The following is a 20,968-nucleotide window of genomic DNA, read 5'->3' as shown; positions in this document are numbered from 1 at the left end:
AGCGCCGCGGTCCGACCTGTCTGTGCCCTGCTTGCCGGTGGGGTGCTCAGCCATGGAGGACCTCCATGATCCGTGCCGCGGCCTCGTCGTCGTTCAGGCCTTCCTCGAGGGCCTCGGCCCGGGCCTCCATGACCCGCTTGAAGTCGCTGGGCATGACCTCGGTGAACCGGCCCACGGAGGTGGGCCAGTCGGCGAGCAGCTCCTGGGCCACGGTCGACCCCGTCTCCTCGAGGTGCTCGCGCACGATCGCCTCGAGCTCGCCCACGGCGTCGCCCGTCACCGGGGCCAGCTCCACGAGCTCCCGGTTGACCCGGTTCTCCTGGAGGTCGAGCACGAAGGCGTACCCGCCCGACATGCCGGCAGCGAAGTTGCGCCCGGTCGGCCCGAGCACCACCACGCGACCGCCGGTCATGTACTCGCAGCCGTGGTCACCCACGCCCTCGACCACCGCGGTGGCACCGGAGTTGCGCACGCAGAACCGCTCCCCCGCCTGACCGCGCAGGAAGATCGAGCCCGACGTGGCGCCGTAGCCGATCGTGTTGCCCGCGATGATCTGGGTGGAGGCGTCGAAGGTGGCCGCCCGGTCGGGACGGACCACGATCCGGCCGCCCGAGAGCCCCTTGCCGACGTAGTCGTTGGCGTCGCCCTCGAGCCGCAGGGTCATCCCCCGGGGGACGAAGGCACCGAAGGACTGGCCCGCCGACCCGGTGAACGTCAGGTCGATGGTGCCGTCGGGCAGACCCTCGCCGCGGTAGCGCTTGGTCACCTCGTGGCCGAGCATGGTGCCCACCGTGCGGTTGACGTTGCGCACCTCGACCTGGGCACGGACCGGCTCGCCGGACTCCAGCGCGGGCCGGGCGATCTCGATCAGCTCGTTGTCCAGAGCCTTCGCCAGTCCGTGGTCCTGCGACTTGGTGCACCGCAGGTCCTGGTCGGCGAACTGCTCCTGGGCCTGGACCTGGTGCAGGATCGGCCGCAGGTCGAGCCCGGAGGCCTTCCAGTGGTCGACCGCCTCGGCCACGTCCAGGGCCTGGACCTGGCCCACCGCCTCGTCGAGGGTGCGGAAGCCCAGCTCGGCCAGCAGCTCGCGCACCTCTTCGGCGATGTACTCGAAGAAGTTGACCACGAACTCGGGCTTGCCGCTGTAGCGCTCGCGCAGCACCGGGTTCTGGGTGGCGACCCCGACGGGACAGGTGTCCAGGTGGCACACGCGCATCATGATGCAGCCCGAGACCACCAGCGGGGCCGTCGCGAAGCCGTACTCCTCGGCACCGAGCAGCGCGGCGATCACCACGTCGCGACCGGTCTTGAGCTGCCCGTCGGCCTGCACCACGATGCGGTCCCGCAGCCCGTTGAGCAGCAGGGTCTGCTGGGTCTCGGCCAGGCCGAGCTCCCAGGGACCGCCCGCGTGCTTGAGCGAGGTCAGCGGCGAGGCACCCGTGCCGCCGTCGTGCCCGGAGACCAGCACCACGTCGGCGTGCGCCTTGGAGACACCCGCCGCGACCGTGCCGACCCCGACCTCCGCGACCAGCTTGACGTGCACCCGTGCGGACGGGTTCGCGTTCTTCAGGTCGTGGATCAGCTGGGCCAGGTCCTCGATCGAGTAGATGTCGTGGTGCGGCGGCGGCGAGATCAGGCCGACGCCGGGCGTCGAGTGCCGGGTCTTGGCCACCCACGGGTAGACCTTGTGACCGGGCAGCTGCCCGCCCTCGCCGGGCTTGGCGCCCTGGGCTATCTTGATCTGGATGTCGTCGGCGTTGGTCAGGTACTCCGAGGTGACGCCGAAGCGGCCGGAGGCGACCTGCTTGATCGAGCTGCGCCGCTCCGGGTCGTAGAGGCGGTCGGGGTCCTCCCCGCCCTCCCCGGTGTTGGACTTGCCGCCGAGGCGGTTCATCGCCACCGCCAGGGTCTCGTGCGCCTCCTGGCTGATCGACCCGTAGGACATGGCGCCGGTGGAGAAGCGCTTGACGATCTCGGAGACCGGCTCGACCTCGTCCAGCGGCACCGGTGTCCGGTCGGACTTGAACCGGAACAGCCCGCGCAGGGTCATCAGCCGCTCGGCCTGCTCGTCGACCCGCCGGGTGTACTGCTTGAACAGGTCGTAGCGACCGCTGCGGGTGGCGTGCTGGAGCCGGAAGACGGTCTCCGGGTCGAACAGGTGCGGCTCGCCGTCGCGACGCCACTGGTACTCGCCGCCGGTGCTCAGCTCGCGCCTGCTCGGCACGATCCCGCCCCGGGGGTAGGCCGTCGCGTGGCGCCGGGCGACCTCCTCGGCGATGGTGTCCAGGCCGATCCCGCCCAGCTTGGAGGTGGTGCCGGTGAAGTACTTGTCGACCACCTCCTGGGAGAGGCCGACGGCCTCGAAGATCTGCGCGCCGGTGTAGGAGGCCACGGTGGAGACGCCCATCTTGGACATCACCTTGAGCACGCCCTTGCCGAGCGCCTTGACCAGGTTCTTGACGGCGCGCTCGGGCTCCAGGGTCACGTAGTGACCCTCGCGGGCCAGGTCCTCGACCGACTCCATCGCCAGGTAGGGGTTGACCGCGGCCGCGCCGTATCCCATCAGCAGGGCGACGTGGTGCACCTCGCGGACGTCGGCAGCCTCGATCACCAGGCCGACCTGAGTGCGCGTCTTCTCGCGCACCAGGTGGTGGTGGACCGCGGCGGTCATCAGCAGCGACGGGATCGGCGCGAGCTCGGCGGTGGAGTGCCGGTCGGAGAGCACGATGATCCGCGCGCCCCGGGCGATCGCGTCGGAGACCTCGCGACAGATCTCGTCCAGGCGGCGCGCCAGCGCCTCCCCTCCCCCGTCGACCTCGTAGAGGCCGCGCGAGACGTGGGTGATGAAGCCCGGCATGTCGCCGTCGTGGTTGATGTGCCGCAGCTTGGCCAGGTCGTCGTTGGAGATCACCGGGAAGGGGATCACCACCTGCCGGCAGGAGGCCGGGGTGGGCTGCAGGAGGTTGGCCTCCGGCCCGACGGTGCCGTAGAGCGAGGTCACGAGCTCCTCGCGGATCGCGTCCAGCGGCGGGTTGGTGACCTGCGCGAACAGCTGGGCGAAGTAGTCGAAGAGCAGCCGCGGCTTCTCCGACAGCGCGGCGATGGGGGTGTCGGTGCCCATCGAGCCGATCGGCTCGGCCCCGGTGTTGGCCATCGGGGTGAGCAGGACCCGCAGCTCCTCCTGGGAGTAGCCGAAGACCTGCTGGCGCCGGGTCACCGAGGCGTGGGTGTGCACCACGTGCTCCCGCTCGGGGATGTCGTCGAGGTTGATCAGCCCGGCGTGCAGCCACTCGTCGTACGGCTGCTCCGAGGCGAGCTGGGCCTTGACCTCCTCGTCCTCGATGATCCGGTGCTCCTCGGTGTCGACCAGGAACATCCGCCCGGGCTTGAGCCGGCCCTTGCGGACCACCGTGGCCGGGTCGAGGTCGAGGACGCCGACCTCGGAGGCCAGGACGACCAGGCCGTCCTCGGTCACCCAGTAGCGCGAGGGACGCAGGCCGTTGCGGTCGAGGACCGCGCCGATCTGGGCGCCGTCGGTGAAGACCACGCAGGCCGGGCCGTCCCACGGCTCCATCAGCGTGGAGTGGAACTCGTAGAAGGCGCGCCGGGCCGAGTCCATCTCGGCGTGGTTCTCCCACGCCTCGGGGATCATCATCAGCACCGAGTGCGGCAGCGAGCGCCCGCCCATGTGCAGCAGCTCGAGCACCTCGTCGAACGAGGCGGAGTCCGAGGCGCCCGGTGTGCAGATCGGGAAGAGCCGCTCCAGGTCGCCGGGGATCAGGTCGGAGGAGAGCAGCGCCTCGCGGGCGCGCATCCAGTTCCGGTTGCCCATCACGGTGTTGATCTCGCCGTTGTGGGCGATGAACCGGAACGGGTGGGCCAGCGGCCAGCTCGGGAACGTGTTCGTGGAGAACCGCGAGTGCACGACCGCCATCGCCGAGGCGACCCGCTCGTCACGCAGGTCGGGGAAGAACTCGTCGAGCTGGTCGGTGGTCAGCATGCCCTTGTAGGCCAGCGTGCGGGACGAGAGCGAGGGGAAGTAGACACCCGTCTCGTGCTCGGCGCGCTTGCGCAGGCAGAACGCCAGGCGCTCCAGCGCCATGCCGGTCAGCCGGGCTCCGCTCGCGGCGACGAAGAGCTGGCTGAAGGTGGGCATCACGCTCAGGGCCGTGGCGCCCAGGATGCTGGGCTCGATCGGGACGTCGCGCCAGCCGAGGACGGTCAGCTTCTCCTCGGCGGCGAGCTCCTCGATCCGCTGGCGGGTCTTGGCGACCTCGTCGGCGTCACCGGGGATGAACGCGGTGCCCACGGCGTACCCGTGGCGGATGGGGAGGTCGAAGTCGACCACGTCGCGCAGGAAGGCGTCCGGCACCTGCATGAGGATGCCGGCGCCGTCACCGGAGTTGGTCTCGGCTCCCGCGGCACCGCGGTGGTCCAGGTTGCGCAGCGCGGTGAGCGCCTTGGCAACGATGTCGTGGCTGGCAACGCCGGTCAGGGTCGCCACGAAAGCCACACCGCACGCGTCGTGCTCGTGAGTGGGGTCGTAGAGCCCTTGGGGCGGAGGGAATGCGTGCATGGGCATCCTCCCGTCGTCTGCGTCCGGAGCCCCCCGCGCACGGGGAGACGAACTGGCTGGTCAGAGCATGGTGCAGCACGGGACGACGTTGGCCAGCGCGAGGTCTGACTTTACCATCCGGTCGGGCTGCTCACCCACGCCCTTCCACGCCGGACTCCTCGGACGCGGTCGCGGGGGTCCGGCCGTCGGTGTACACCTCGGTCTCGCGCCCCGGGTGCCGGCGGGCGGAGACGACGAACCAGACCAGGGCGGCGAGGAAGAGCACGATCGAGGTCCACACGTTGAGCCGCAGCCCGGCCACGTCGGCGAGCTGGACGTCGTCGATGCGCAGCATCTCGATCCACCCGCGTCCGACGGTGTAGGCCATCACGTAGAGCGCCACCACCCGTCCGTGACCCAGCCGGAACCGTCGGTCGGCCCAGATCACCACGAAGAACGCGGCCAGGGCCCAGAGGCTCTCGTAGAGGAAGGTCGGGTGGAAGAGCAGGTCGGCGTCCTCGGTGCCGCTGTACTGCGGGACCCGGTGGTCCATGTCGATCTCCAGCCCCCACGGGAGGTCGGTGGGCCGGCCGTAGAGCTCCTGGTTGAACCAGTTGCCCCAGCGGCCGATCGCCTGCGCCACGAGCACGCCGGGCGCCAGCGCGTCGAGCATCGGCGCGACCCGGATGTGGTGGAGCCGGGCGCCGATCATCACCCCGACGGCGCCCAGGGCGATCGCCCCCCAGATCCCCAGCCCGCCACGCCAGACCTGCAGCGCTGCGACCGGGTCCCCGTCGGGCCCGAAGTACCGCTGCCAGTCCGTCGCCACGTGGTAGAGCCGGCCGCCCACCAGGCCGAAGAGCACCGCCCACACCGCCAGGTCCTGCACCTCCCCCGGCTGGCCGCCGCGCGCGACCCAGCGACGCTCGCCGATCCAGACCGCGGCGACGATGCCGGCGATGATGGCCAGCGCGTAGCCGCGCAGCGGGACCGGGCCCAGGTACCAGACGCCCGTACCGGGACTCGGGATGGCGAGGACGGTCAGCTGGTCGAGCATGGTTCTCCCCTGGTCGGGCGGATCACCGGGAGAGGAGCTCCTCGATGTCTTCTGCGAGCTGCTGGGCGGAGGTGTCCTTGGACCACACGGTAGTGGCCTGGTCCTGGTCGTCGAGCCCGATGATCGGGTCGCTGTGCACGACCTCGTAGCCGCCGCCGGGCAGCTTCTCCCCCTGCTCCACGAAGACCGCGAGCTCGCGGGCGGTGGCGATGATCGTCTCCATCTCGCCGGTGGCCCCTTCGAACTCAGGGTCGTAGGAGTCGAGGTAGGCCCGCAGGCTCGCCGGGTCGTCGCGCGCGGGGTCGGTGGTGACGAAGACGACGTCGACCCGCTCCCGGTCCGCGTCGTCGAGCCGCACCAGCGCGCTCGCGATCGTGGACATCACGATCCCGCAGATGTCCGGGCAGTGGGTGTAGCCGAAGAAGACCAGCGTCAGGTCGGCGTCGGCGTCGGTCAGCGAGTAGTCCGCCCCGGCGGTGTCGATCAGGTCGGTCTCGGGCACCCGGTACGGCTCGTCCAGGGCGCTCCCGTGCAGCCCGTCGGTGTCCAGACCGGCGTCCGAGGCTGCCGGCTCGCCGCCCCCGCAGGCGGTGAGCAGGACGAGCAGGGCCAGCAGGGAGGCGAGGGCGCGGGAGACGCGACCGGTCACCGGCGCACCCCCCGGGCGAGGTCCTGGGTCAGGGAGTCGAGTGCCCGCAACCCGGCGGCCCGGTCGTCCCGGTGGTCCAGCAGGGTCCGGACGAAGGCCGAACCGACGATCACGCCGTCAGCGTACTCCGCGATCTCAGCGGCCTGGTCACCGTTGCTGACCCCCAGGCCCACACCGACCGGCAGCTCCGTGGCCGCCTTGGTGCGTGCCACCAACGGGGCGGCCAGGTCGCTGGTGGTGGCGCGCGCGCCGGTCACGCCCATCACCGCGGTGGCGTAGACGAAGCCGCGGCAGGCAGCGGTGGTCATCGCGATCCGCTCGTCGGTCGAGCTGGGCGCCACCAGGAAGACCTTGTCCAGGTCGTGCGCGTCGGCCGCGGCGATCCACTCCTGGCCGCTGTCGGGCGTCAGGTCCGGGGTGATCAGCCCGGCGCCGCCGGCGGAGGCCAGGTCGGCGGCGAACCGCTCCACGCCGTACCGCTCGACCGGGTTCCAGTAGGTCATCACCAGGGTCGGCACCCCGGTGGCGGCGATCTCCTCGACCACCTTGAGCACGTCCCGGGTGCGGGTCCCGCCGTCCAGCGCCTGCTGGGCCGCGGCCTGGATGGTAGGGCCGTCCATCACCGGGTCGCTGTAGGGCAGGCCGAGCTCGATCACGTCGCACCCGCTCTCGACGAGCACCCGGACGGCGTCGATGGAGCCGGCGAGGTCGGGGAAGCCGGCCGGCAGGTAGCCCACCAGCGCGGCCCGTCCCTCGCCCCGCGCGCGGTCGAAGGCCAGCCGGGCGCTCACTGCGCACCCGCCTCTCGGCCGAGGCCGAACCACTCGATCGCCGTGCCCATGTCCTTGTCGCCACGCCCCGAGAGGTTGACCAGGACGGTCGCCTCGGGGCCGTGTCGCTCGATCAGCGCCGGCACGGAGCGGAGCGCACCCGCGAGTGCGTGCGCGCTCTCGATCGCCGGGATGATCCCCTCGGTCCTGCTGAGCAGCGCCATCGCCTCCATCGCCTCGACGTCGGTGACCGGCTCGTAGACGGCGCGGCCCGCTCGGGCCAGGGCAGCGTGCTGCGGGCCCACGCCCGGGTAGTCCAGGCCGGCGGAGATCGAGTGCGACTCGATGGTCTGGCCGTCCTCGTCCTGCAGGACGTAGGTGCGGGCCCCGTGCAGGACGCCGCTCTCACCGGCGTGGATGGTCGCCGCGTGCCGGCCCGTCTCCACGCCGTCACCACCCGGCTCGAAGCCCCACACCTCGACGTCGTCGTCCTCCAGGAAGGCGGTGAACAGGCCGATGGCGTTGGACCCGCCGCCGACGCAGGCCGCGACGGCGTGCGGCAGCCGGCCGAACTGCTCCAGGCACTGGGCCCTGGCCTCGTCGCCGATGCCTCGGCAGAAGTCGCGCACCATGCTGGGGAACGGGTGCGGCCCCGCCGCGGTCCCGAAGAGGTACGCCGTGTGGTCGACGCTGGCGACCCAGTCGCGCAGCGCCTCGTTGATGGCGTCCTTGAGGGTCGCACTGCCCGCGTCGACCGGGATGACCGTCGCTCCGAGGAGCTGCATGCGCGCGACGTTGAGCGCCTGGCGCCGGACGTCGACCGCGCCCATGTAGACGGTGCAGTCGAGCCCGAAGTACGCCGCCGCGGTGGCGCTGGCGACCCCGTGCTGGCCGGCGCCGGTCTCGGCGATGACCCGCTTCTTGCCCATCCGCTTGGTCAGCAGCGCCTGGCCGAGGACGTTGCGGATCTTGTGCGCGCCGGTGTGGTTGAGGTCCTCGCGCTTGAGCAGCACGCGGGCGCCGACCTGGTCCGAGAGCCGCTCGGCGTGGTAGAGCCGGCTGGGGGTGCCGGCGTAGTCGCGCAGGATGGCCTCGAACTCGCCCACGAACTCCGGGTCGGCCATGGCGTCGCGCCAGGCGACCGTCAGCTCGTCCAGGGCGGCGACCAGCGCCTCGGGCATGAACCGCCCGCCGAAGTCGCCGAAGAAGCCGCGCTCGTCGGCGTCGTAGCGTCCCGGCTGCCCGGTCATCGGGTGATTCCCGTCATCCGGGCCACGGCGCCCGTGGGGTCGCCGTCGCGGACCAGTGCCTCGCCCACCAGGACGGCCCGCGCGCCCTGCGCGACGAAGGCTGCCACGTCGGCGGCGTCCCCGATGCCGGACTCGGCGACCTTCACCCGGTCCTCGGGCACCAGCGGGGCCAGCCGGCCGAAGGTGGCCGGGTCGACCGCGAGGGTCTTGAGGTTGCGCGCGTTGACCCCGATCAGCTCGGCGCCCAGCTCGACGGCCCGCTCGGTCTCCGCCTCGTCGTGCACCTCGACCAGGACGGTGAGGCCCAGCTCGCGGGCCTGGTCGTGCAGCGTCCGCAGGCGGTCGTCGTCCAGCGAGGCCACGATCAGCAGGACCAGGTCCGCGCCGGCGGCGCGCGCCTCGAGGACCTGGTAGGGCTCCACGATGAAGTCCTTGCGCAGCAGCGGCACGTCGACCGCCGCACGCACGGCCCGCAGGTCCGCCAGGGAGCCGCCGAAGCGTCGCTCCTCGGTCAGCACGGAGATCGCCGCCGCCCCGCCGCGGGCGTACGCCGTGGCGAGCGCCGCGGGGTCCGGGATGTCGGCCAGGTCGCCCTTGCTGGGGCTGCGCCGCTTGACCTCGGCGATCACGCTGGAGCCGGCACCACGGAAGTGCGGCATCGGGTCGCGGGGCGGGTCGACGTCGGCCAGGGCTGCCCGGAGGTCCGCGAGCGGAACCTCGGACTCCCGGCGGGCCAGGTCGATCCGCACGCCGGCGACGATGTCGTCGAGAACGGACACGGGTTCACTCACTTCTCTGCGCAGGGGTACGGGACCAGCCTCTCACCCCGGCGGGCGCGGTCCCTGGAGGTCTCACCCGGACGACGACCGGGCGAGGGGCCTCAGTGGTTGGACTCGTGCAGCCCCATCTTGGCCATCACCAGGAAGACCGGCAGCGCGACCGCGGCCAGCCCGATCCCGACCCAGAACAGGACCATGCTGACGGGGCTGAGCATCAGGGCGATGCTGCCGATCACGAAGCCCAGGAACGCCACGGACACCGCGGTCCATGCTGCAGGGGTGTTGCCGTGGTTGTCAGCCATTCAGGTGCGCTCCAGAAAGTTCCGCGTCGGTCGAGGGACGCGCACAGTCTAGGGGGCCGGGTCCCGGGTCGGATCGCGGCCCTCGTCGAGCGCCTTCCAGACCGCGGTGGGGTCCCGGTCCTGCACCGGGGTCTGGGCCGGGGACTCCGCGTCGGGGCGCCGGGTGGGCGCGTCGTACCGCGACCCCATGGCCGGCCACCGCGGCGCCCGCCGGACCGCCACCGCGAAGGTCGCCACCGCGAGCAGGGCGGCCGGGGCCGCCACCCAGAACCACGTGGTCCAGGTGGGGTCGCCGAAGGCGGCGCCGGAGGGATCGAGCCGCTCCACCACCCGGTCCTGGAGGTCGACCAGCGCGGTCACCCAGGTCGCGACCAGGCCGAGCGAGGCCACGGTCCCGGCGACGGCCACGACCCGGCGCCACCGGCCGCGGGTGACCAGCAGGACGCCCCAGCAGGCCAGGACGACCAGACCCAACGCCCCCGACAACGGCATCTGGGCGAGCCCGGGCGAGGCAGTCCACCAGGCCTGCAGCAGCGCCTCGTCGGGCCCCTGCGCCTCCACCTCGACCCAGTCGCGGCTGCCGGCCACGGCGGCCAGCGTCCCCGCCGCCAGCCCCAGGACGACGACAGGACCGAAGGACCGGTCACGCACGGCCGGGCCCCTGGTGCAGCAGGTCGGCGTCGAAGCAGGTGCGGTCGCCGGTGTGGCAGGCAGCGCCCTCCTGGTCCACCTTCACCAGCAGGGTGTCGCCGTCGCAGTCCAGGCGGATCTCGGTGACCCACTGGCGGTGGCCGGAGGTCTCCCCCTTGACCCAGTACTCGCTGCGGCTGCGCGACCAGTACGTGGCCCGGCCGGTGGCGATGGTGCGAGCGAGCGCCTCGTCGTCCATCCAGCCGAGCATCAGCACCTCGCCGGTGTCGTGCTGCTGAACGACCGCAGGCACGAGCCCGTCGGCGGTGCGCTTGAGGCGGTCGGAGACGGCGGGGTCCAGGGAGCTCACGAGTGCCAGTATCCCAGCCGACCCACGCCCTGCCTCATCGTCCCTGCTGGGCGACCCACGAGTCGTGCAGCCCGGCGTAGACCGAGCCGGTCTCGGCCACCAGCCGGGCGTGCGGCCCGCGCTGGACCACCCGGCCCCGGTCGACCACCACCACCTCGTCCGCCTGCTCGGCGGTGGAGAGGCGGTGCGCGATGGTCACCGACGTACGTCCGCTCATCAGCCGCTCCAGCGCCCGGCCGATCCGCATCTCCAGCTCCGGGTCCACCGCGCTGGTGGCCTCGTCCAGGACCAGCAGGTCCGGGTCGGCCAGGTGCGCCCGCAGCAGCGCGACCAGCTGCCGCTCCCCCGCTGACAGCGACTCCCCCCGCTGTCCGACCGAGGTCTGCAGCCCCGCCGGCAGACCGGCCAGCCAGTCCGCCAGGCCGAGCTCGCGGGCCGAGGCCAGGATCTGCTCCTCGGTCGCGTCCAGCCGGCCGTAGCGGACGTTGGCGGCGATCGTGTCGTCGAACAGGAAGCCCTCCTGGGGCACCAGCACCACGCTGCGACGCAGGCTCTCGTTGCCGACCTCGCGGACGTCGGTGCCGTCCAGCAGGACCGACCCGCTGGTGGGGTCCATCAACCGGGTGAGCAGCTTGGCGACGGTGGACTTGCCCGAGCCGGTCTCCCCGACCACGGCCACCCGGGTGCCTGCCTCGATGTGCAGGTCGACGTCGTGCAGCACCGGCGCCCCACCCGGGTAGGCGAAGGTCACGGCGCGCAGCTGGACGTCGATCGGTCCCCGCGGCAGCACCTGACCCTGCTCTCCGGGATCGACCAGGTCGGCCGGGGTCTCCAGGATCCCGATCACCCGACGCCAGCTGGCGATCGCGTTCTGGGCGTCGGTGAGGATCTGGGTGCCCATCTGGACCGGACCCACGAAGAGCGTGACCAGGAACGCGAAGGCAAGCACCTGGCCGGCGGTGAGGTCGCCGGTGAACCCCAGGAGCACGCCGACCACCAGCACGCCGGCGTTTGCCAGCCCGGCCGAGAGCCCGCCGAGGGAGAACGAGACGACCGTGTAGGTCTGCGCCCTGGTGCTGGCGGTCTTGAAGTCGTCGATCGCCCGGTCGATGCGCTCCTGGGTCCGCTCCTCCACCGCGTAGGAGCGGACGACCGGCGCTCCCACCACCGGCTCGGAGATCGCGGAGAGCAGCGTGCCGACGTGACGGCGCACCACGCCGTACGCCTCGGAGAGCTTGCGCTGGAAGTACCGGATGGAGATGAACAACGGCGCGAAGCAGATCCAGACCACCAGGGCCAGCTGCCAGCTGTAGATCGCCATCACCACGGTCGCGACCAGCACCTGCCCCACGCTGACCACCAGGAGCAGGCCGCCGAAGACCAGGAACTGGCTGACCTGGTCGACGTCGGTGGTCACCCGGGAGACCAGGGAGCCACGCCGCTCGGTGCTCTGGGTGAGCAGCGGCAGGTCGTGCACGTGCCGGAACGCCTTGACCCGCAACGTCGCCAGCCCGCGCTCGGCCGCACCGAAGAGCCGGCTGGTCATCAGCGCGGACGCCACCCCGGTGACCAGGACGCCCAGCGCGCAGACCAGGCCGATCCGGACCACCAGCGCGACGTCGGGACCGCCCGGGCCGTCGAGGCCGCGGTCCAGGGTCTGCTGGACCGCCACCGGCACGATCACCTGGCCCGCCGAGGCCAGCACGGCGAGCAGGAAGGTCACCCGGATGCCCTGGAGCATCTCCGGGGAGTGGGCGAGGCCCCGACGGATGGTCGCGATCGCGCCGATCTCCTCGCCGCTGGTCACCCGGGTGCCGGAACGGCCCGCGGGCCGGCTCTGCTCGCTCATGCCCGCTCCCCCACCGTCTCCGGCTGGTCCGTGCCGGGGTGTCCCGGGTCGTGCTCGTGCTCGTAGGCGTTGACCAGGCGGGCGTAGTCGAGGTCGCGCGCCAGCAGCTCGGCGTGCGTACCGCGGTCGACCACCCGCCCCTCGTCGAGGTGGATGACCTCGTCGGCCAGGGCGATGGTGGCCTTGCGGTAGGCCACGACCACCAGCGTCGCCTCGCGGGCCACGCCCCCGGCGCCCTCGCGCAGCGCCGCCAGGATCCGCGCCTCCACCTCGGGGTCGACCGCGGAGGTCGCGTCGTCCAGCACCAGCAGGCGCGGCCGGCGGACCAGTGCCCGCGCCAGCGAGATCCGCTGCCGCTGACCGCCGGAGAGCGACGTGCCGCGCTCTCCCAGCTGCGTGTCCAGACCCTCGGGCAGGGCAGCCACGAAGCCGTCCGCCTGTGCCGCCCGGAGGGCGTCCCAGACCTGCTCGTCGCTGTAGTCCGCGCCGAGGGTGACGTTGCCCCGCACGGTGTCGTCGAAGAGGAAGGCGGTCTGGGGCACGACCGCCATCACCCGGGACAGCTCGCCGCGGGCCAGCTCGCGCAGATCGGTCCCGTCGACCAGCACGCGGCCGCGGTCGGGGTCCAGCAGCCGGGCGAGCAGCGCGGTGAGCGTGCTCTTGCCGGACGCGGTCGGCCCCACCAGGGCGACCGTGCGGCCGGCGGGGACGTCGAAGGTGACCTCGCGCAGCACGGGCGCCGCCGGATCGTAGGCGTACCCGACCCCCTCGACGCTCAGCGTCGCCCCGCCCTCGGAGACGGGCAGCGCCGAGTCGCCGAAGGGCATCGACCCGGTCGCCTCCAGGACCGCGGTCGTGCGCCGGAAGCCCACCACGCTGCGTGGGAACTCACCCAGCAGCCAGCCGATCGCCCGGATCGGGAAGGCCACGATGGTCAGCAGGTAGGCGACGGTGACCACGTCGCCGGGCTCGGTGGCGCCCGACAGCACCCGGGAGACGCCGACGGCGAGCACCACGAGCACCCCCAGGCTGGGCAGCGCCGCCAGCACCGGGTCGAAGACGGCCCGGATCCGGCCGGCCCGGATCAGCACGTCGCGCAGCTGGTGCGCCTTCGCCTCGAACCTGCGGGTCTCCTCGGGCTCCCGGCCCAGCGTCTTGACCACCATCGCGCCGTCGAAGGACTCGTGGGCCACCGCGCTCAGCTCGGCCCGCAGCCCCTGGGCCTGCGTCATCAGCGGGGAGGAGAGGCGCTGGTAGACCAGGTTGGCCAGCACGACGGCGGGGAAGACCAGCATCCCGACGGCGGCCATCACCACGTCCGCAGCGAGCATCTGGGCGACCGCGATGACCATCATCACCACGGTGCCCAGCGCCATCGGCAACGGGGCGATCGGTCCCCAGGCCGCCTCGACGTCGGAGTAGGCGTTGGAGAGCAGCTGGCCCGTCGGGTGGCGCTGGTGCCACGACATCGGCAGCGAGAGGTACTGCCGGGTCACCGCCCGCCGGGTGTGCGCCTGCATCCGGTACTGCATCAGGCCCGCGCCGAGCCGGCGGGCCACGATGCCCACAGCCCTGAGCACCGCGACGCCGAGGAAGAGGCCGACCACGGCCCACAGCAGCCCGGTGCCGATCTCGCCGTTCTCGAAGGCGGGGAGGACCACGTGGTCGGTGGCCCAGCCGAGCACCCACGCGTCCGCGACCGTCAGCACCGCGAAGAGCACGCTGCCCAGGGTGGAGACGGCGAAGATGACCGGTTCGCGGCGGATGCCGACGCCCAGGACCGCGAAGCCCTCCCGGGTGGTCGACGCCCGCGACGTGTCCTGCTCCTGCACCACGCGCGCTGCGCCTCCTCATCGGTTCTCGTCCGGGCCGTCCGGCCCGACAGCCACCGGGACCCGGGGGCGCTTCCTGAGGCAACCCCCGCGGACGCTCAGGCTATTCCCGGGCGTCCTCCTGCCCGCACTGTGCCTAGGGTGGGGACATGAGCGACACACTGGCCCGCCGGGAACGCCAGGCGCTGTGCGACACCGCGCTGCAGCTGGGCCCGGCCGCGCCGACCTGCTGCGAGGGCTGGGACGCCCGCCGCCTGGTGGCCCACCTGCTGGTGCGCGAGCGCTCGCCGTGGGCGGTCGGGCTGGCCGTGCCGCCGCTCTCGAGCCGCACCGAGCGCGCGATGGACGCGTGGAGCAGGCAGGAGCTGGCCACACTGGTGGACAGGCTTCGTACGCCGGCCCCCTGGCTCCTCGGCCCGGTCGACTCCGCGATCAACACCACCGAGTTCTTCGTGCACCACGAGGACCTGCGCCGGGCGCAGCCCGGCTGGGAGCCCCGCGCGCTCGCCGCCGCGGACGAGGAGACCCTCTGGCGCCACCTCACCCTCGCCGGACGCGCGATGGTCCGGCCGGCAGGCGTGCCGGTGGTCGCAGTGCGCGACGACGGAAGGCGCGCCGTGCTGCGGCGCGGGGAGGACCCGGTGGTGCTCACCGGGCGTGCCTCGGAGCTGGTGCTGCTCCTCTTCGACCGGCCCAGCGTCGACGTCGCCCTGGAGGGGATGGATGAGCCGGTACGCCGGTTCCGGGCGACCTTCGACCGGCTCCGGCCCTAGACCCCCAGCGACCTAGCCGGCCGAGCCCACCCGGCGCACCGGGTACCCGGCCTCGGCCAGGGCGTCCTTGACCTCGGGCACCGTCAGCGTGCCGAAGTGGAAGACCGACGCCGCCAGGACGGCGTCCGCGCCCGCTGCCACTGCGGGTGCGAAGTGCTCGCGACGACCCGCCCCGCCGCTGGCGATCACGGGCACGGAGACCTCGCGGCGGACCGCGGCGATCAGGTCGAGGTCGAACCCGTCCCGGGTGCCGTCGGCGTCCATGGCGTTGAGCAGGATCTCCCCCGCACCCAGCTCGGCGGCCCGGGACGCCCACTCCAGGGCGTCCAGCCCCGCCGAGCGCCGGCCTCCGTGGGTGGTGACCTCGAAGCCCGAGTCGGTGCCCTCGGCACGCCGGGCGTCGACGGAGAGGACCAGCACCTGGTTGCCGAACCGGTCCGCGATCTCCGCCACCAGCTCGGGCCGGCGGATCGCAGCGGTGTTGACCGCCACCTTGTCCGCGCCGGCCCGGAGCAGCTGGTCGACGTCGGAGACCGCACCCACGCCGCCGCCCACGGTGAGCGGGATGAAGACCTCCTCGGCGGTGCGCGAGACGACCTCCAGGGTCGTGGCCCGGCCCTGGTGGGAGGCGGAGATGTCGAGGAAGGTCAGCTCGTCGGCCCCCTGGGCGTCGTAGGCGCGGGCCAGCTCGACCGGGTCGCCCGCGTCGCGCAGACCCTCGAAGTTGACGCCCTTGACCACCCGGCCGCCGTCCACGTCCAGGCAGGGGATCACCCTGATCGCGAGGCTCATGCCGGTGAGGGCAGGGTCAGCGCGAGCGCCTCCTCGAGGGTGAACCGACCCTCGTAGAGCGCGGTCCCGATGATGGCCCCCTCCACCCCCACGGGGACGAGGCTCTGCAGGGCCTCCAGGTCCGCCAGCTCGGTCACGCCGCCGGAGGCGACCACCGGGCGGTCGGTGCGCGAGCAGACCGAGCGCAGCAGCTCGAGGTTCGGGCCCTGGAGCATCCCGTCCTTGTCGACGTCGGTGACGACGTACCGGGCGCACCCCTCGGCGTCCAGGCGGGCCAGCACCTCGTAGAGGTCGCCACCCTCCTGGGTCCAGCCGCGGGCCGCGAGGGTGGTGCCGCGCACGTCCAGGCCGATGGCCACCCGGTCCCCGTAGGTGGCGATCGCCCGGGCGCACCACTCGGGCTGCTCGAGCGCCGCGGTGCCGATGTTGACCCGCCGGCAGCCGGTCGCCATCGCCGCGGCCAGCGACTCGTCGTCCCGGATGCCGCCGCTCATCTCCACCTTGATGTCGAGCCGACCGACGATCTCTGCCTGCAGCTCGCGGTTGTGGCCCCGGCCGAACGCCGCGTCGAGGTCGACCAGGTGGAGCCACTCGGCGCCGGCCTCCTGCCAGCGCAGGGCGGCCTCGACCGGGTCGCCGAACCGCTTCTCCGAGCCGGCCACGCCCTGCACCAGCTGGACCGCCTGGCCGCCGGCGATGTCGACAGCGGGGAGCAGCTCGAGGTAGCGGGGAGCGGCGGAGTCGGTGCTGGGGGTGGGGTCGGACACGGGGGTGCTCCTCGGGGAGGTGGTCGGGGACGGCGGCGGCAGCTCGCCGACCGGGGGGATCTCAGGCATGCGGAGGGAGCGCAGGAAGGTGTCGCGGCGCTGGATCGCGGCCCGCCGACGCTCCAGCCGGGTCACAACGTCGCGACCCAGTTGCGCAGCAGCGCGGCTCCCGCGTCGCCGGACTTCTCGGGGTGGAACTGGGTGGCGCTCAGCGGACCGTTCTCCACGGCGGCCACGAACCGGTCGCCCCCGTGCTCGGCCCAGGTCACGATCGGAGCGCGGGTCCGGTCGTTGGTCACCAGGTCCCACGACCGCACGCCGTAGGAGTGGACGAAGTAGAACCGCTCGTCGCGCAGCCCCTCGAAGAGCACGCTCTCCCCCGGGACCTCGACCGTGTTCCAGCCCATGTGCGGGACCACGTCGGCCTGGAGCCGCTCGACGACGCCGGGCCACTCGTCGCAGCCCTCGGCCTCCACGCCGTGCTCCACCCCGCGGGCGAAGAGGATCTGCATGCCCACGCAGATGCCCAGCACCGGGCGGCCACCGGCCAGCCGCCGACCGATCACCTCGTGGCCGCGCACGGCCCGCAGGCCCTGCATGCAGGCGGCGAACGCGCCCACTCCGGGCACGACGAGTCCGTCGGCGTCCTCGGCGGCGCGCCGGTCCGAGGTCAGCGTCACCCGGGCGCCCGTGCGCTCCATCGCCCGCACGACCGAGCGCAGGTTGCCGGAGCCGTAGTCGAACACCACGACGTCCTTGTCCACGGCCTCGGGCGCCGCCCCGGCGGGGGCGCCCGCCTCCGGGGCCCCGGTCACAGGGCACCCTTGGTCGAGGGCACCCCGGTCTCGCGGGGGTCGAGGGCGACCGCGTCGCGCAGCGCGCGGGCGAACGCCTTGAACTGGGTCTCCACGATGTGGTGCGGGTCCCGGCCGCCGAGCACCCGCACGTGGATCGCCATCTGCGCGTGGTGGGCGACGGACTCGAAGACGTGCCGGGTCAGCGACCCGATGTACGCCGCGCCGGTACCGCCGATCAGCACGTACTGCTGGCCCTCGGGCTCGCCGTCGTGCACGCAGTAGGGGCGCCCGGAGACGTCGACGACGGCCTGGACGAGGGCCTCGTCGAGCGGCACGGTCGCGTCGCCGAAGCGGCGGATCCCGACCTTGTCGCCCAGGGCCGTGCGGATCGCCTCGCCCAGCGCGATCGCGGTGTCCTCGACCGTGTGGTGGGCGTCGATGTGGGTGTCCCCCTCGACGTGCGCCACCAGGTCGACCAGGGCGTGCCGGCCGAAGGCGGTGAGCATGTGGTCGTAGAAGCCGACGCCGGTGCTGATGTCGGTGCGGCCGGTGCCGTCGAGGTCGAGCTCGAGGTGGACCTTGGTCTCCCTGGTCTGGCGGTCGACCACCGCGGTACGCCGGGGCCGAAGGTCCTGCTGCTCGCTCATGCCTGCTCCTCGCTCGCGCCCTGGGTGGTGACGTCCACCAGGGCCTGCCTGAATGCTGCCATCTCCTCCGGTGTCCCCACCGAGACCCGCAGCCACCCGTCGGGGCCGACCTCGCGGATCAGCACCCCACGGTCCAGCAGACCCTGCCAGACGGCGTGCCGGTCGGCGAACCGGCCGAAGTAGACGAAGTTCGCGTCGCTGTCGGCCACCTCGTGCCCCCGGCCGCGCAGCCAGTCGACGAGCTCGTCCCGCTCACGTCGCAGGTCGTCGACCCGGCCCAGCAGCTCGTCCGCGTGCCGGAGCGCGGCCAGCGCGGTGGCCTGGGTGACGGCCGAGAGGTGGTACGGCAGGCGCACGACCCGGATGGCGTCGCAGATCGCCGTGTCCGCGGCGAGGTAGCCCAGCCGGGCTCCCGCCAGGGCGAACGCCTTGCTCATGGTGCGGGTGACCACCAGGTTGCGGTGCCGCGGCAGGAGCTCCAGCGCGCTGGGGGTGCCGGTACGCCGGAACTCGCCGTACGCCTCGTCCACCACCACCACGCCGTCCCCGGCCGCCTCGCAGAGGGTGGTGATCGCCTCGGGGGGCAGCGCCGTCCCGGTGGGGTTGTTGGGCGAGGGCAGCAGGATCACGCTGGGCCGGTGCTCGAGCACCAGCTCGCGGGCGGCCGGCAGGTCGAGGGAGAAGTCCTCGGCGCGCCGGCCCTGGACCCAGGTCGTCATGGTGTCGCGGGCGTACTCCGGGTACATCGCGTACGTGGGCGCGAAGCTCAGAGCGGACCGCCCGGGACCACCGAAGGCCTGGAGCAGCTGGAGCATGACCTCGTTGGAGCCGTTCGCCGCCCACACCTGCGCCGGGGTGATCCCCGAGCCCCCCGACGAGTTCAGGTAGTCGGCGAGCCGGGCGCGCAGCTCGACCAGCTCGCGGTCGGGGTAGCGGTTGAGGGTCGCGGCGGCCGCGGCCACCGAGGCCGCGATGTCGGCGACGACCTCGGCGGAGGGAGGGTAGGGGTTCTCGTTGACGTTGAGCTGGACGGGCACGTCGAGCTGGGGCGCGCCGTAGGGCTCGAGGCCCACCAGCTCCTCGCGCAGGGGAGGGAAGGTCACGTCAGACGAACCTTCACCGCAGCGCCGTGGCCCGGCAGGTCCTCCGCCTCGGCGAGGGCGACGACGTGGTCGGCCACCTGCTCGAGCGCCGCGCGCGAGTAGTCGATCACGTGCACGGAGCGGGTGAAGGCCCGCACCGAGAGCCCCGAGGAGTGGCAGGCGCAGCCGGCGGTCGGCAGCACGTGGTTGGAGCCGGCGCAGTAGTCGCCCAGCGAGACCGGCGCCCAGGTGCCGACGAAGACGGCCCCGGCGTTGCGGACCCGGGCGGCCACCGCGGAGGCGTCGACGGTGTGGATCTCCAGGTGCTCGGCGGCGTAGGCGTTGACCACCGCGAGGCCCTGCTCGAGGTCGCGTACCAGCACGATCCCGGACTGCTCGCCGGACAGCGCGGTGCGCACCCGCTCGACGTGCCGGGTGACCGCGACCTGCTTGTCCAGCTCGGCCTCCACGTCGGCGGCCAGCCGCAGCGAGTCGGTGACCAGGACCGAGGCAGCCATCGGGTCGTGCTCGGCCTGGGAGATCAGGTCGGCCGCCACGTGCGCGGCGTCCGCGGAGTCGTCGGCCAGGATCGCGATCTCGGTCGGGCCGGCCTCCGAGTCGATCCCCACGACACCCTTGAGCAGGCGCTTCGCCGCGACCGTGTAGATGTTGCCCGGACCGGTCACCAGGTCGACCCGCGCGCACGGACCGGCGCCGTAGGCCAGCATCGCGATCGCCTGGGCGCCGCCCACGGCGTACACCTCGTCGACGCCGAGCAGCGCGCACGCCGCCAGGATCGTCGCCTCGGGCAGGCCGCCGTTGTGCTTCTGCGGCGGGCTGGTCAGGGCGATCGAGCCCACCCCCGCGACCTGCGCGGGCACCACGTTCATCACCACCGAGGAGACCAGGGGCGCCAGGCCGCCGGGCACGTAGAGGCCGACGCGGTCCACCGGCACCTTGCGGTGGGTGACCACCGCGCCCGGGGCCAGCTCGGTGACCACGTCGTGCTCGAGCTCGGCCTCGCAGGTGGCCCGGAGTCGGCGGATCGACTCCTCCAGCCCGGCGCGCACCGCCGGGTCGAGCTTCTCCAGGGCCTCGCCGAGCGCCTCGGTGGGCACCCGGATGTCGTCCTGGCGGACGCCGTCGAAGCGCTCGGAGAGCTCGCGCACCGCTTCCACGCCGCGGGTGCGCACGTCCTCGCAGATCGGCTGAACGACATGGACCGCGGACTCGACGTCGAACTTGGCGCGCGGCACGGCAGCGCGGTAGTCGACGGACGCGTCTGCGTCCCGGAGGTCGAGGCGGCGGATCATGGCTCAATTGTAGGTGCGGGGGGCTGCGTGCCCGCTGTCCGGACCCGGGGTGGACAAACTACGTTGGGTCGCGTGACCCAACCCCCTCCCGGTGTCCTGCCGATGTTCCCGCTCAGCACCGTGCTCTTCCCCGGGGTCTCGATCCCGCTGCACGTCTTCGAGGAGCGCTACCGGGCCCTGGTGCAGCACCTCGCGGCCGAGCCCGACCCGGCGCGCAGGCTCTTCGGCTCCGTCGCGATCCGTGAGGGGTACGAGGTGGGAGACCACGGCGCCCAGTCGCTGTACCGGGTCGGCTGCGTGCTGCAGCTCTCGGAGATCGAGCCGTTGGACGACGGGGGCTACGACATCGTGGCCGTGGGGCGCGGACGCTTCCGGCTGGACCGGCTGCGCACCGACGGCGACTTCCCCCAGGCCGAGGTGACCGACCTCGGGGACGCCGAGGTGGAGGTGCCGGCGGAGCTGGTGGCCCGGTCCCGGGCGACCTTCACCGCCTACCGCGCCGCTGTCTCGCAGTTCCGTGCAGACCCGTTCGACGGCGCACTCCCCCGAGACCCGCAGTACCTCTCCTGGACGCTGGCCGCGCTGGTGCCGTTGCCGATGGCCGAGCGTCAGGAGCTGCTGGAGGCGCCGAACACCCGGGAACGGCTGGAGCTGGTCACCGGGATGCTGCGCGAGGAGCTGCGCGCGATGAACGTCATCCCGTCGCTCCCGGCCACGGAGGTCGCCCGCACCCGGTGGTCGCCCAACTGAGTCA

Annotated in this window: 19 protein-coding genes; 2 read left to right on the top strand and 17 right to left on the bottom strand. The window is 72.9% G+C overall.

Going from position 1 to position 20,968, the window contains the following annotated elements; translation table 11 throughout:
- Positions 1 to 46: 46 nt before the first annotated feature.
- The 11 genes from gltB to H8838_RS08420 all read right to left on the bottom strand — a co-directional run bounded on the left by gltB (position 47) and on the right by H8838_RS08420 (position 14,046).
- Positions 47 to 4,576 carry a glutamate synthase large subunit gene (gene gltB / locus H8838_RS08470; RefSeq protein ID WP_397182044.1) on the bottom strand — a complete coding sequence of 1,510 codons (4,530 nt, stop codon included), beginning with the start codon at positions 4,574 to 4,576 and terminating at the stop codon, positions 47 to 49.
- Positions 4,577 to 4,706: 130 nt separating this feature from the next.
- The gene (lgt, locus tag H8838_RS08465; protein WP_185994873.1) at positions 4,707 to 5,612 is read right to left on the bottom strand and encodes a prolipoprotein diacylglyceryl transferase; all 906 of its coding nucleotides are present in this window, start codon (positions 5,610 to 5,612) and stop codon (positions 4,707 to 4,709) included.
- Positions 5,613 to 5,634: 22 nt separating this feature from the next.
- Positions 5,635 to 6,261, bottom strand: a complete 627-nt coding sequence (locus H8838_RS08460; protein WP_185994874.1) for an SCO family protein — start codon at positions 6,259 to 6,261, stop codon at positions 5,635 to 5,637.
- Complete coding sequence (gene trpA / locus H8838_RS08455) at positions 6,258 to 7,052, bottom strand: tryptophan synthase subunit alpha (protein WP_181310675.1); 795 nt, start codon at positions 7,050 to 7,052, stop codon at positions 6,258 to 6,260. Before trpA ends, H8838_RS08460 begins: the two co-directional genes overlap by 4 nt.
- Positions 7,049 to 8,281, bottom strand: coding sequence for a tryptophan synthase subunit beta (gene trpB / locus H8838_RS08450; protein ID WP_185994875.1), 1,233 nt, complete (start codon positions 8,279 to 8,281; stop codon positions 7,049 to 7,051). The genes trpA and trpB overlap by 4 nt, the downstream gene beginning before the upstream one ends.
- Positions 8,278 to 9,060, bottom strand: coding sequence for an indole-3-glycerol phosphate synthase TrpC (trpC, locus tag H8838_RS08445; RefSeq protein ID WP_185994876.1), 783 nt, complete (start codon positions 9,058 to 9,060; stop codon positions 8,278 to 8,280). The genes trpB and trpC overlap by 4 nt, the downstream gene beginning before the upstream one ends.
- 101 nt (positions 9,061 to 9,161) lie before the next feature.
- On the bottom strand, positions 9,162 to 9,362 hold the full coding sequence (locus H8838_RS08440) for an HGxxPAAW family protein (protein WP_181310672.1): 201 nt from the start codon (positions 9,360 to 9,362) through the stop codon (positions 9,162 to 9,164).
- Between the two features lie 48 nt (positions 9,363 to 9,410).
- Entirely contained in the window at positions 9,411 to 10,013 is a 603-nt protein-coding gene (locus H8838_RS08435; RefSeq protein ID WP_185994877.1) for a Trp biosynthesis-associated membrane protein, read from the bottom strand.
- Positions 10,006 to 10,362, bottom strand: a complete 357-nt coding sequence (hisI, locus tag H8838_RS08430; protein WP_181310670.1) for a phosphoribosyl-AMP cyclohydrolase — start codon at positions 10,360 to 10,362, stop codon at positions 10,006 to 10,008. The genes H8838_RS08435 and hisI overlap by 8 nt, the downstream gene beginning before the upstream one ends.
- Positions 10,363 to 10,396: 34 nt before the next feature.
- Positions 10,397 to 12,211: an ABC transporter ATP-binding protein gene (locus tag H8838_RS08425; protein WP_181310669.1), complete on the bottom strand. Its 1,815-nt coding sequence runs from the start codon at positions 12,209 to 12,211 to the stop codon at positions 10,397 to 10,399.
- The gene (locus H8838_RS08420; RefSeq protein WP_224766478.1) at positions 12,208 to 14,046 is read right to left on the bottom strand and encodes an ABC transporter ATP-binding protein; all 1,839 of its coding nucleotides are present in this window, start codon (positions 14,044 to 14,046) and stop codon (positions 12,208 to 12,210) included. The genes H8838_RS08425 and H8838_RS08420 overlap by 4 nt, the downstream gene beginning before the upstream one ends.
- Before the next feature lie 146 nt (positions 14,047 to 14,192).
- Between H8838_RS08420 and H8838_RS08415 the strand changes: the two genes are divergently transcribed.
- Positions 14,193 to 14,816, top strand: coding sequence for a TIGR03085 family metal-binding protein (locus tag H8838_RS08415; protein WP_185994878.1), 624 nt, complete (start codon positions 14,193 to 14,195; stop codon positions 14,814 to 14,816).
- 12 nt (positions 14,817 to 14,828) lie between these two features.
- On the opposite strand, the gene hisF is transcribed toward H8838_RS08415, so the two are convergent.
- The 6 genes from hisF to hisD form a co-directional block, all read right to left on the bottom strand.
- Positions 14,829 to 15,608: an imidazole glycerol phosphate synthase subunit HisF gene (gene hisF, locus H8838_RS08410; RefSeq protein ID WP_181310667.1), complete on the bottom strand. Its 780-nt coding sequence runs from the start codon at positions 15,606 to 15,608 to the stop codon at positions 14,829 to 14,831.
- The gene (gene priA, locus H8838_RS08405; RefSeq protein WP_224766477.1) at positions 15,605 to 16,375 is read right to left on the bottom strand and encodes a bifunctional 1-(5-phosphoribosyl)-5-((5-phosphoribosylamino)methylideneamino)imidazole-4-carboxamide isomerase/phosphoribosylanthranilate isomerase PriA; all 771 of its coding nucleotides are present in this window, start codon (positions 16,373 to 16,375) and stop codon (positions 15,605 to 15,607) included. The genes hisF and priA overlap by 4 nt, the downstream gene beginning before the upstream one ends.
- 131 nt (positions 16,376 to 16,506) lie before the next feature.
- The gene (gene hisH, locus H8838_RS08400; RefSeq protein WP_185995151.1) at positions 16,507 to 17,139 is read right to left on the bottom strand and encodes an imidazole glycerol phosphate synthase subunit HisH; all 633 of its coding nucleotides are present in this window, start codon (positions 17,137 to 17,139) and stop codon (positions 16,507 to 16,509) included.
- Between the two features lie 47 nt (positions 17,140 to 17,186).
- The gene (hisB, locus tag H8838_RS08395; RefSeq protein WP_185994880.1) at positions 17,187 to 17,819 is read right to left on the bottom strand and encodes an imidazoleglycerol-phosphate dehydratase HisB; all 633 of its coding nucleotides are present in this window, start codon (positions 17,817 to 17,819) and stop codon (positions 17,187 to 17,189) included.
- A complete protein-coding gene (locus tag H8838_RS08390) occupies positions 17,816 to 18,922 on the bottom strand; it encodes a histidinol-phosphate transaminase (protein ID WP_185994881.1) in 1,107 nt (368 codons plus the stop codon). Before H8838_RS08390 ends, hisB begins: the two co-directional genes overlap by 4 nt.
- The gene (gene hisD, locus H8838_RS08385) at positions 18,919 to 20,214 is read right to left on the bottom strand and encodes a histidinol dehydrogenase (RefSeq protein ID WP_185994882.1); all 1,296 of its coding nucleotides are present in this window, start codon (positions 20,212 to 20,214) and stop codon (positions 18,919 to 18,921) included. The genes H8838_RS08390 and hisD overlap by 4 nt, the downstream gene beginning before the upstream one ends.
- Before the next feature lie 72 nt (positions 20,215 to 20,286).
- On the opposite strand from hisD, the gene H8838_RS08380 reads away from it, so the two are divergent.
- The gene (locus H8838_RS08380) at positions 20,287 to 20,964 is read left to right on the top strand and encodes an LON peptidase substrate-binding domain-containing protein (protein WP_224766476.1); all 678 of its coding nucleotides are present in this window, start codon (positions 20,287 to 20,289) and stop codon (positions 20,962 to 20,964) included.
- Positions 20,965 to 20,968 lie beyond the last annotated feature (4 nt).

Origin of the sequence: Nocardioides campestrisoli, from assembly GCF_013624435.2 — a bacterium.
GTDB lineage: Bacteria > Actinomycetota > Actinomycetes > Propionibacteriales > Nocardioidaceae > Nocardioides > Nocardioides campestrisoli.
This window is presented reverse-complemented; position numbering and strand designations above follow the sequence as displayed.